9 protein-coding genes are annotated in these 12275 nt (G+C 49.5%); all 9 read right to left on the reverse strand.

Features of this window, described 5'->3' with window-relative positions:
* Positions 1 to 13: 13 nt before the first annotated feature.
* Entirely contained in the window at positions 14 to 1426 is a 1413-nt protein-coding gene (locus FTX54_RS15095; RefSeq protein WP_147803807.1) for an NAD-dependent succinate-semialdehyde dehydrogenase, read from the reverse strand.
* 53 nt (positions 1427 to 1479) lie between these two features.
* Positions 1480 to 2916: an SLC13 family permease gene (locus FTX54_RS15100; RefSeq protein WP_147803635.1), complete on the reverse strand. Its 1437-nt coding sequence runs from the start codon at positions 2914 to 2916 to the stop codon at positions 1480 to 1482.
* Positions 2917 to 2922: 6 nt separating this feature from the next.
* Complete coding sequence (locus FTX54_RS15105) at positions 2923 to 3585, reverse strand: GntR family transcriptional regulator (protein ID WP_147803634.1); 663 nt, start codon at positions 3583 to 3585, stop codon at positions 2923 to 2925.
* A 90-nt stretch (positions 3586 to 3675) separates the two neighbouring features.
* A complete protein-coding gene (locus FTX54_RS15110; RefSeq protein WP_147803633.1) occupies positions 3676 to 5610 on the reverse strand; it encodes a TRAP transporter permease in 1935 nt (644 codons plus the stop codon).
* Between the two features lie 82 nt (positions 5611 to 5692).
* Positions 5693 to 6811, reverse strand: coding sequence for a TAXI family TRAP transporter solute-binding subunit (locus FTX54_RS15115; protein WP_187254524.1), 1119 nt, complete (start codon positions 6809 to 6811; stop codon positions 5693 to 5695).
* A 99-nt stretch (positions 6812 to 6910) separates the two neighbouring features.
* On the reverse strand, positions 6911 to 7480 hold the full coding sequence (locus FTX54_RS15120) for an amino acid synthesis family protein (RefSeq protein WP_147803632.1): 570 nt from the start codon (positions 7478 to 7480) through the stop codon (positions 6911 to 6913).
* Complete coding sequence (locus FTX54_RS15125) at positions 7461 to 8375, reverse strand: NAD(P)-dependent oxidoreductase (protein WP_147803631.1); 915 nt, start codon at positions 8373 to 8375, stop codon at positions 7461 to 7463. The genes FTX54_RS15120 and FTX54_RS15125 overlap by 20 nt, the downstream gene beginning before the upstream one ends.
* Before the next feature lie 437 nt (positions 8376 to 8812).
* On the reverse strand, positions 8813 to 10906 hold the full coding sequence (gene nagZ / locus FTX54_RS15130; RefSeq protein ID WP_147803630.1) for a beta-N-acetylhexosaminidase: 2094 nt from the start codon (positions 10904 to 10906) through the stop codon (positions 8813 to 8815).
* On the reverse strand, positions 10906 to 12228 hold the full coding sequence (locus FTX54_RS15135) for a serine hydrolase domain-containing protein (RefSeq protein WP_147803629.1): 1323 nt from the start codon (positions 12226 to 12228) through the stop codon (positions 10906 to 10908). The genes nagZ and FTX54_RS15135 overlap by 1 nt, the downstream gene beginning before the upstream one ends.
* Between the last annotated feature and the right edge of the window lie 47 nt (positions 12229 to 12275).

The raw sequence follows: 12275 nt of genomic DNA on the forward strand, positions 1-12275 counted from the left end.
GTTCCTTCCGGATTTAGATGGAGAAAGACATATACTTCGTTTCCAAAAATTCGTACAGCCCTTCTGTACCGCCTTCCCGGCCGATCCCACTTTCTTTCATTCCTCCAAAAGGAGCCTGGGCAGCGGACGGAAGCCCGTCATTGATTCCTACAATCCCATACTCCAGCGCTTCCGCCGTTCTCCAGGCCGTGGAGAGCGATTCCGTAAAAATATACGCAGCCAGGCCGAACGGCGACTGGTTGGCTCTCGTAATTACTTCTTCTTCATTCTTAAATGCTGCAATGGGGGCCAATGGGGCAAATGTTTCTTGCTGCATGCACGACATATTGTCTGTGACCCCGGAAAGAACGGTCGGTTTAAACAGAGGCGAACCTTCCGTTAAACGGGCTCCGCCGGTCACAAGAGAAGCCCCTTCTTTCAAAGCCTGTTCGATATGCTTCTCCGTCTTGACTAACGCCTCTTCATTGATTAATGGACCTATATCGGTGTTCTCCTCAAAACCATCTCCGACAAGAAGGCCTTCTACTTTCTCTTTCAATTTTTGAGTAAACGCTTCCATAATTTCTTCCTGGACGTAGACGCGGTTCGTACAGACGCACGTCTGTCCGGCGTTTCGAAATTTGGACTGAATTACGCCCTGGACCGCTTTTTCCAAATTGGCATCTTTAAAGACAATAAATGGAGCATTACCTCCAAGTTCCAAAGATACTTTCTTCACCGTTTCTGCAGCCTGCGACATGAGGAGCTTTCCAACAGGCGTCGATCCGGTAAACGTCACCTTTTTTACCAATGGACTTTTCATCCACGTTTCGCCTATAACAGCTGGTTCCCCTACAACAACCTCTATCACGCCGCTCGGAATACCCGCTTTATCTGCCGCTTCTTTCAGCAGCCAGGCCGTGAGAGGGGTCTGTTCTGCCGGTTTAATTACAATCGTACAGCCGGCGGCAAGAGCCGGGGCTGCTTTTCGGGTAATCATTGCGGCGGGGAAATTCCAAGGAGTAATGGCAGCGACCACTCCGATGGGCTGCGGCTGAATAACAATTTTTTTGTCTGCGGATGAAGCAGGGATTGTTTCTCCTTTTATTCGTCTCGCTTCTTCGGCATACCAGCGTATAAAACTCGCCGCATAGCGGACTTCCCCTTTAGCCTCTTTGAATGGTTTCCCCTGTTCCTTCGTCATGACTTCAGCTATCTTATCTTCCTCTTCAAGCAGATTATCATGCCACTTCATCATAAGATCCGCCCGCGCGTCCGCCGTTTTTCTGGACCAGGGAACATAAGCCTCAGAAGCGGCTTTTACTGCTGCTTCCGCTTCTTCCCGCCCTCCAAAAGGGACCTCTGCGACCACTTCTTGTGTCAGTGGATTAAGTACGTTGATCGTTTTCGATGAAGTATAAGCTTTGTCGTTAATCGTCAATTGCATGTTCACCTTGATATGCCCCTTTCACGAAATAATGGTTACCAAATGCTTTATGTTTATGGCCAGAACTGCACGCCCCGCCAATAGGTAAAGGCGACGAGCCCGGTGAGTACCATAGTAATAATAGAGGCGCCAATCCCCGGGGCAATAAATTCTCTTGCCCGGATGAGACCCGTGTTGTAAACGAGGACGTTTGGAATCGTCTGCACGACGAGTACGAACCCAAACAGTGTACTGACGGAACTGATAAACACGATCATGATCGGGTCATGCCCGAGCTGGTGGGAAAAAGAGATTAAAAATGGCACCATCGTTACGACCGCGGTATTGATGTTCGTAACAATGAGATGATAAAACTGCGTGAGGACGATCACCATCAATACCATCACCCACGTCGATGAAGCGAGCTGGACTACCCAGTCTGTCGTGACTATTTCTGTGACAATTTCGACCGCACCGCTTTCAATCAGCGCGAATCCAAGCGAAAGTGTAGCGCCGATAAGAATAATTAAATCAAAATCAATCTGCACGAGCCGCTGCCAGCTCGTAAAACCACTTCCGGGAAGCCCCATCAGGACGGCGGCAGCAAGTGCCGGAAAGACGGGGTGCAGACCATGAAAAGGCTCTGTCATCCATAAAGCGACGGCCAATAAGAGAATGCAGATGCACTTCACTTCGGCAGCATCCAGTTTTCCCATTTCCAGCCGCTTTTTTTTCATATCTTTCTGCAGTCCGGACAGATCCATTTTTTCAGGAGGATAAAACCACAGCAGAAACAGAATGACGAACACGGAAGCTCCCGTCCATAAAGGAAACGCATAGACCAGCCACTGGAAGTAATTCAGCGTGCTTCCGTGATAGACCGCGAGCATTTCCACGGTAAGAATATTGGCCACTCCTGCTGTTAATACACCCATGCCGCTGATATTGCCGGCATACGCCGTTCCCACAAGCATCAGGCGGTTAAAGTTGGACTGCCGGGACGTGTTAACGTAGGAGATAACCATTAACACAATCGGAAGAATCAAAGTTATCCTGACAGAAGCAGCCGGAATAAACAGGGCCTGCACCTGGATCAGCAGAAAGATGATCACGAAAAGAAGCCCTGGACTTCCCCCGCTCTTCGATAACAGGAAATAGGTGATACGATCCAGAAGCCTCGTTTCATTGACACCTTTGGCAATCATGATCCCTGCGATTATTAAAAATACGGCAGGCGAGGCAAAACCGCTGAAGACTGTGTCCATCGAAGCTGCCTGCAGCAATAGGAGAAGTAATAAAGTAATAAGAGAAGTCATTCCGAACGGGACGGGTTCGAGTGCCCAGAGAATCAGACTGTAAAAGAGGATACTCAGCGCGGCATTGGCCTGCCAAGGAATGTGAAGGTAGTGAAAGAAGAAGAGGAGAAAGAGGAAAAAAAGAGAAGCAGCAATAAAAATATACGTATTTTTATCTGTCTGCTTCTTTTCGGTCCAGAGGTCATCGCTGCTCATCGAATATCATGAACCGTCCTCATCAATTAACTTTTCCAGAATAGAGAGTGCACGTGTTTCTTTCTGCTTGAGTACCCGGGTGATCTGTTCTTTGTTTTTCGCTTCAATGCCCATCACAATTTCTTTGTACTCGGCAATGGAACGCTCCAGACTGATCGGGTGGGACAGCGTTAAATAGCGGAACGTCGTCCACCGTTTATTTAACCGCTGATATACTTCCTGAAGTACCTGATTATTCGGAAGTTCAAACAGAAGCAGATGAATTCTCTCTACAAGATGGAAACAGTTTTTAATCTCTCTCTCTTCAATCGTCGCCTCACTCTTTTGTATTAATTGATAAAGTTCATCCAGCTGTTCCTGAAGGCTTGTGTCTACTGCTTTCATCAAGGCCATATGCGTCAGGCTGTACACTACTTCATAAAGATCGAATACTTCTTTTCGCGTATATTTCTTTACGAAAACACCTCGTCTCGGTAATCGTTCCACGATGCCCTGGTTCTCCAGAAGATACAAAGCTTCCCGGATCGGAGCCCTGCTGGTGCCGAACATCTCGACCAGTTCCTGTTCCAGCAGACGCGTACCCGGTTTCATTTCTCCTTCGACAATTTGTGTCGCAATCGTTTCTGCGACTTTTTGGGATAAAGTCATTCTTTCAAAAGAATCCAGCATAGTTATCCAACTTCCTTTACTCAGTCGTTATTTCTATAGGATGAATTATACAGAAATGTCCTGAGTATTGATATCCAGATATCAGGAAACTTATGCAGTACTTTCCTGGAATTTCGGCTTCGGCTCTCTAAGCTGAAGAAGCAAGGCTCCAACAACGAGTACTACAGCCGCTGCGTCCAGCATAATGTTGGCAAGAATGAAAAGAATCGCGGCTGTAAAGAGCATAATACGTACAATCCAGCCGGCCTCCCGCTTATAAAACCATCCTTGTACAGAGGCAGACAGCAGATAAACACCGATGAGCGCCGTTCCAATAACGAAGATTAACTGCGCATTTGGTTCCGTGATCAACAAGAGCTGCGGGCTGTAGAAAAACATAAACGGTACAATAAACGCTGCCAGCCCCAGTTTAAATGCCTGAACCCCGGTCCGCATCGGCTCGGTTCCGGCCACTCCGGCTGCCGCATAAGCTGCCAGAGCCACAGGCGGGGTGATTGCGGAAATAACGGCATAATAGAACACAAACATGTGGGCTACAATCGGCTCTACGCCAATTTGTATCAGTCCCGGGGCAACTACAGAGGCTGCGATAGCATAGGCTGCTGTCGTCGGCATTCCCATCCCTAAAAGAATGGAAAGCAGCATCGCAAAGATCATCGCCAGCAGCACGTTATTGTCTGCAATCGTCAAAAGCATGGAACTAAAGGCCATTCCAACACCGGTTAAGGCAATAACCCCAACGATAACACCCGCACAGGCAACTACCGCTATCAGCTGTACCGCCTGCTTCATTCCAAGCTCCAGAGCGAGCATGACTTTCTTTAATCCCATTCGTGTAGAAGGATGGAACCAGCTTACAACGAAGGAGGAGATAATCGCCACGGTACCGGAGCGGATAATGGAGAAGCCGTTAACGAGCATAAAAATCAATAAAATAATTGGGACGAGAAGGTAAAGTTTTTTAATAATGTTCTTCATCTGTGGAAGTTCTTTTCTCGGAAGCCCTTTCATATTCCGCTTTAGTGCTTCGAAATCCACCATAAAATAGACAGATACGAAGTACAGAAGCGCTGGAATTAAGGCGGCGATAATGACCTCGGTATAAGCGATACCGAGAATTTCAGCCATAAGAAAAGCGCCGGCTCCCATAATCGGCGGCAGCAGCTGTCCGCCTGCGGAAGCTGTTGCTTCCGTTGCCGCAGCGAATTTCGGCGGATACCCTGTCCGTTTCATCAGAGGAATCGTCAAGGACCCTGTCGCTACCGCGTTTCCGGCAGACGTCCCGTTCATCATCCCCATGAGTGCAGAGGAGAAAACGGAAACTTTGGCAGGTCCCCCTCTCATTCCTCCCGCTGCGTAAAAGGCGATATCCATAAAGTAGTCCCCTACTTTAGACATCTGCAGAAACGCGCCAAATACGATGAACAATACAATATATTTGGAGGAGACGTCCAAGGTGACCCCGAATACGCCATCGAGACTGAACATGTAGGTAAAGAAGCGGTCCATACTATAGCCCTGGTGACCAAGGATGCCTGGTAGATAAGGACCTAAAAAAGCGTAAAGAACAAAGATCCCTGCCAGAATTGGAAGCGCCAGACCGCTGGCTCTCCGGGCGAGTTCAAATACAATCAGCACACCCGCCAGAGAAACATAAAAATCCATGTCTGTCGGAGCTACTCCAAAACGGAAAAGGGCCTGATCCAGGTTCGCGTAAATGTAGTAGGCAATGTACACACTCACGATCATTAAAATCCAGTCAATGACATGAATTTTATTCGACTTCGTTCTCCATCCCGGATATAACAAGAAACCAAGAACAGCACCAAAGGCTAGGTGGGTGCTCCGGAAAACCCAGGGATCGATAGGGTTTAAGTTAAGAATGTACAGGTGATACAGTGATCCAAGAACTGCTATAATACCAAACAGCCATCTGACCCAGCCTGTCAGCCTCCGCTGGTTTGATATAAATTCCACTGCTGCTTCTTTCTCATCGGCCGTTGACACTTTCTTTTCATCTGACAAGGATTACACCTCCAGTATCCACCTATGCAGGGAAGAAAACCGGATAGAAAACCAGCAGCGGCTTTCTATCCGACTGTTATTATTAATCTACGTATACATCTTCAGGCAGTTCGATCCCTGCTTCTTCGTAATAGCGGATTGCTCCTTCATGAAGCGGTACCTGTTCATTGTTTAAAATAGCATCTTCCGTAGCTTCTTCAGCGGAAGCATGTGTACTCACCAGCTGATCGTTGTTTTCATGGTAGGACTTGACTAATTCATAGACGAAATCAGCATCCATGTCTTTATGAACTATACCGAAATTGTATACAGCAATGGTTTCCATATCATCCGGCAGAGATTCATAAGATCCACCGGGAACGGTATGTTCGTAGAAGTACGGGTACATATCGAGAATTTCTTCTCTCATTTCCCCTTCAAGTCCGAAAATATTAACGTCCCGCTGTGTTTCAATTTCCGTCAGAATGGAAATCGGCGTTCCTGCAGCAAAAGCAATGACATCCAGCTGGCCGTCAAGCATCTGAGAGGCCATGTCGTTCGCACCTGTCTGGACATCTTCTGTATTCAGTTCAAGTGATTCATGAATGATCGGGTAATATGTGCCCGAGGTACCACCGGAAGGACCGACGCCGACCCGCTGCCCTTCGATATCTTCCATCGATTCTATGCCGGAGTCTTCCAAAGCCCACCATTTAAATGGCGTAGTATACATAGGAAAAGCGATTCTGACATCATCTAGTGGTTCTTCCGCCCAGTCCCCGGTGCCGGTATAACCTTCATACGCAGGACCGAGTGTCGCAAAACCTAAGTTCAGGTCCCCCGATTGCACGAGCTGCATGTTGTGCACAGGTCCTCCGGTCACCTCGACATTAACTGGAACATCCAGATTCTGATCGATCATCGTGGCGACACCGCCGGCATAGACATAATACGTGCCGCCCTGGGAAGCGGAACCAAGATTGATGTTTTCCGGAGCTCCTTCCGGTGCATCTTCTCCGGTAGCTTCGCCGCCTCCGTCTTCTTGTACTTCATTCGTTGCTTCTTCCGTATCAGCATTACCGTTTGCAGCCTCTGTATTACTATTCGCCTCTGCATCACTATTCGTTTCTCCACCATTGCTGCCTTCATTTCCACATGCACTTAACGCGGCGGCCCCTGCTAAAATAACCGCTCCAGACATCGTTCTTTTCCATATTTTCATATAATAACCCTCCCGTATTTTTATGACAGCGCTTTCTTTTTCTTCATATATAAAATCGAAACAAACGGAGCTGCTTCGATTTTATCTCCAAACCTTTATTTACTCCAGTTCTTTATGAAGCGAACCGATTCGCGGGTGTGCTCTGCCTGAAGAAGTGACAACTGCTGCTACCATAATTTCATCTGCCCGTGGTGCATCCGGTACAGTCACTTCGAACGTCATATGATGAGAACGGGTTTTCGGATCCATCTTATGCTTGATTGCAAGATCCAAAGAAGCTCCTGCAGAAGCCCGTTTCTCAGCGGCTGGAAGCAGTGTTTCTGCATTGTTGCACATACTTCGAAATGGATTCCCGAACTTCATCGTATGAATTAATCCTGATCCATGTTCAATTTCTCCATCTAAACCGACAAGAGCTCCTTTTCCAAAACCTTCTACCTCTTCTCCACTGATTCCCAGTGCCTGCATGGCTCTCCTCGGGAGCTCTTCACCAAGATAAGCCGAATATTCATCAATCAGTGGGTTTAAGTCTTCTACATAAGTTCCTGCATAAGGATTTTTTATTACCGCTAATGCTGCTGCAATGCCAACTGGTTTGTCTATTTCTTTAAAACCTTCTATGTGCGTTTCTTCAACAATTGTATAAAATTTACGAATTTCTTTTTTCATGTGTAATCTTTTCCTCCTCTGTATAATTTAACGTAACGTCTCCCCAATTCTCGCAGAACTTTGCCATCTCCGTGTGATCATACTTCCCCTCGCTCAATTTATTGGCGAGCCGCCAGACCTCATACACGGTGGAAGACAGAAACGCCGGCGTTTTAAATTCTTTCGTGATCTCCAGCGCAAGCTCGATATCTTTCGTAATCAAATCCATAGAGAATCCGGAATTAAATTCACGGTTCAGTACAAAATTCGGGAATTTTGTTTCGCTGGAATGATTGCGCCCGGTGCTGGCATTGATGACTTCCAGCATTTTTTCCGGTTCGAGACCTGCCTTATTTCCCGCTACAAGGACTTCTGACGTCGCTAGAAAGTGCGCCGCCGAAAGCAGATTGTTCAATGCTTTCATCGTATGACCGGAGGAAACTTTTCCTACATGAAAAATCTCTTTCCCCATCGGTTCCAGCACATTCAATGATCGTTCATACTGGCTTTCATCACCGCCTACCATGATCGTCAGCTCTCCGGAAACGGCCTTCTTCACACCGCCGCTGACAGGCGCATCCAGAAAATACAGGCCGTTATTCTCTACTTCTTCTGCTATTATTTTTGTAGAAGACGGGGCGCTCGTGCTCATGTCAATAATAAGGCTTCCTTTCTTCATTTCCTGAGAAATGCCTTGTTCCCCGAGAACCACCTTTTCCACGACCTGACTGTTCGGAAGCATTAAAATTACCACATCTGCTCCTGCAGCTGCCTTCTGTGCACTTTCTCCAATAATGGCGTTGGTACTTTTAAATTCTTTCGTTACTGCTTCATTGGCATCATAAACGGTCACATGATCGTGTGCCTGTAACAGATTATGAGCCATCGGTTTTCCCATGTTTCCTAAACCAATCACACTGATATTAATCGGAACAACCTCCCCCGCTTAAATATTTTGTATATTGTCGACAATAACCGCTTTATTGATTTCATACTATACCATAATTCTATAAATGTAAACGTTTTATTTTGATTTGTTTGATTTTTCTTTTAATTATGTTAGATGGATTCTGTAATTGTATGAATGAGCAGCAGCTGAGCATCCAGGAGCCTTTCAGCTGACTGAGGGGCTCCTCCTCCCCGCAATTACGCCGTTCCGGCTCGTAATTCTTCCATACTTCCGATTATTTCTCCCACTCCTCTCTGTTTTCCCACCACTGCCTCCAATAATTACGCCACTTCTCATTAATTCCACTACTTCTCCCGATAATTCTGCCACTTGCCGTGGGTGTGGCTCGTCCCCTCCAAAACAGCAAAAAACCACGGCCGCTAACCAGGCCGTGGCTCCTGTCTTTAATCGAATGAAATGCCGCTTCCATATTCATAGAGCACGCCGCCGTCCGGGTTCGGAATCGTTACGGGAAGGGTCCCGGTTGGATTCGTTTCACCAAACAACACGTCGGCGGTTGCCCTAAAGCTTGCACCGCGGAAGCCGTATTGGGCAAGATACGCGTCAACATCCGGATAGGCCATGATGTCATACGGGTTGCGGATCGCAACAGCTGCGACATCGTCTTTCATCTCCATAATCTCGGCGTACATCTGCATGACGGCGTTGTCAGCGCTCCGCTGAGCAACGTTCGCCGTCGTTGACCCGATAACGACATGGTCCGCTGCTTCGATCGTGCTGCGCTGTTCGTCTGTCAGGCTGCTCTGGCCGGAAAGATTAATCGCATCCACTTTGTCGTGATGCCCCTCAACTGCTGATACAAGGCTGCTCAAGTACGTGGTTCCGATAACGGCAATGCGCTCGTCCGCTTCCGGTGCAAGCGGCAGCACGTCTTCATTTTTCAGCATCGTCACTGAATGATCCGCGATCGACTGCTCGACAGCGAGATGAGCGTCCTGTCCGATCGTTTCAAGCGCCCGCTGCTTTCCTTCTGCCGGATCCTGCAGTGCTTCCTGCTTGAAAATACCGCGCTCGACTTTAAGCGTCAAAATGCGCTCGACCGACTCATCGATTTCTGCTTCGGAAATGTCTCCTTCGTCGACCGCATCAAGCACGCCTTCAACTACTTCTTCGAGTCCGACCGGCATGAGGATGATGTCTGCTCCTGCGTCAATGGCACGGATCGCCGCGTCAACCGAACCGAAGTGATCAGTGATCGCGTTCATATTCATCGCGTCCGTCATGACGACACCGTCATAGCCAAGCTCGCCGCGCATCAGATCGGTAAGCACCGTGCGGGAAAGCGTCGCCGGAATGGAAATTTCCGTTCCGTCTTTTTCCGAGATAGCTTTGTCACCGTCGATTTCCGGGAACGTCACGTGGGCGGTCATCACTGCATCCAGTCCGGCATCCATCGCCTGCTGGAACGGATAAAGTTCGACGTCGAGCAGGCGGTCCAGGTCATGCGGCACCTCCGGCAGACCAAGGTGGGAGTCAACCGCCGTATCCCCGTGCCCCGGGAAATGCTTGGCCGTTGCTGCGATGCCGTTCTGCTGGAGACCGTCAATGTAGGAAACACCCATATCCGCTACGAGCTGCGGATCTTCGCCGAAGGAGCGGACGCCGATAACCGGGTTATCCGGATTGTTGTTCACATCCACCACCGGTGCCAGGTTCGTGTTTATGCCGAGCGAGGAAAGCTCTGCGCCGATCACGTCACCAGCTGCTTCTGCCAGATCCAGGTCCCGCGTGGCTCCGAGCGCCATGTTGCCCGGAAGGTCCGTTCCGGTCTGCAGGCGTGTGACAATACCGCCTTCCTGATCAATCGTGACGAGCATGCCGAACTTCTCGGCTGCTTCCTGATAGTCGGCCACGAGCTCATACGTCTGTTCGGTTTCTACGACGTTTTCCGCAAATAAAATCACGCCGCCGAGATGGTAGTCTTCGACGAGCTGCTCAATTTCAGGCAGCATTTCGGTCACTTCCTGACCATCGTAGTGACGGAAGTCCGGCATCATCATCTGGCCGACTTTTTCTTCCAGCGTCATTCCGTCCACTGCGCCATCGATAATATCGTAGCGCTCCCCGGACTGCGGCACGAGCTGTGCTTCAACAGGAGGCTTTCCGCCGCCTTCCCGTGCATCGGGGTTCGGCTTATAGTCCACCGCAATCCGGTCTGTATGATTTCCATCCGTGACAGAAATAAACGTGCGCCCGCGCTGACCGGTCATTTCCACCACGCCCGTTTCATCAACGACGGCTACGTTTTCGTTCGTCGAATCCCACTCCAGACCGTCGGATCGTTCTGTGAAGTGCCCGTCCTCATGAACCGCAAGCGCCCGCAGGTCCAGTCCTTCCTCCAAATCTGTTTCCACGCCGGGGACGTTCTGATATAAAATCAGATCCCCGTCCGTCTCCTCTGATGCCACGGCAGCCGGTGCTGCGTGCGTGATAAGCATCGTGCCCGCCAGTAAAGAAAATGCTGCTTTTTTCATCATTATTTTCCTCCTTTTCGATTAGCTGGATGTGCGTTGATGGAATCGGTGACTGTATTTACGAGGTCGAGCCGCCAAGGATTAATGGAGCCGGCGTCGCGCGTCGGATGTACACGGTTCGTCAGCAGAATTGCCATCGTATTCGTTTCAGGATCGATCACGAAAGACGTGCCGGTAAATCCGGTATGTCCTGCGGCTGTCGGAGCAAGCTCCCCCATAAACCACTCCCGGTTTAAGTTAAAGCCAAGCCCCTGCCCTAAACCAGATACACCTCCTATCTGGTCCGTCAGCATCTCTTTTACCGTGTCTGCTTCGAGAATCCGCTCTCCATCATACACACCGCCGTTCAACAGCGTCTGCAAAAACACGGCCAGGTCTGATGTAGTGCCGAAGAGACCGGCATGGCCGACGGCACCACCAAGGGAATAAGCATTCTCATCGTGCACGCTTCCCCAGACGAGACCACGGTTGAGTGCCGGCTGCAGCTCAGTCGCTGCGATTCGTTCCTGAAGGTCAGCCGCTGGATTGAACATCGTATCATCCATTCCAAGCGGCTCAAAGATCTCCTCCTCCATATACGTATCGAGCGTAAGTCCAGACACCTCCTCAATGATCTGCCCGAGCAGAATCATGTTCAAATCGCTGTAAATATAGGCCTCCCCGGGATCCATCTGAGGGGCTGTGTCATAAATCGCCTGCCATCTCGCTTCCTCATCGTCTAAAAACGCGAGCGGGATCCAGGCCGGCAGACCGCTCGTATGGGTGAGCAGCTGCCGGACCGTAAACGACTCCTCCATTTCCGGTATATAGTCCGTTACCGAATCATCGAGCGAAAGTGCTCCTGCTTCGATTAGCTGCACGGCCGCAGTTGACGTAAACGTTTTTGTCAGAGAGGCGAAATCATAAATCGTGTCTGTCTCCGCTGCAATGCGCTCTGCTTCTGAAAGAACATTTCCATCTGCATCATAGCGAAGCGCCTCTCCATAAGCTTCGTGCTTTACAATTGTCCCTTCCCGCGCAGCGAGTACGACTGCTCCCGGGAAAAAGCCGTTCTCTATGCCGGCTTCCAGATCCTTATCCAGCCTGTCCAGCACATGCGGATCCATCTGTACGCGCCGGGCCGGCCCTTCCTGAAGCGTCACGGATGGAGCTCCTGCACGCTCCCATGCCGGCACCCAGTCCGGAGCATTCGCCTGATCCGGCAGTCCGTTGATCTTCCCGCTTTCCTGCTGTTCGGGCTCCATCGAGGGGGAGAGCTCCGCCGCTCCTGCAGCCCCGGCAAACGCTACAATCAGCGTCGCCGCTGCCATTCCTGCTTTTTTCATTTACTCATCCCTCCTTCGAAAGACAGGCAGGCTTTCAGAAAAGCCCG

Source organism: Alkalicoccus halolimnae, assembly GCF_008014775.2.
GTDB classification, from domain to species: domain Bacteria; phylum Bacillota; class Bacilli; order Bacillales; family Salisediminibacteriaceae; genus Alkalicoccus; species Alkalicoccus halolimnae.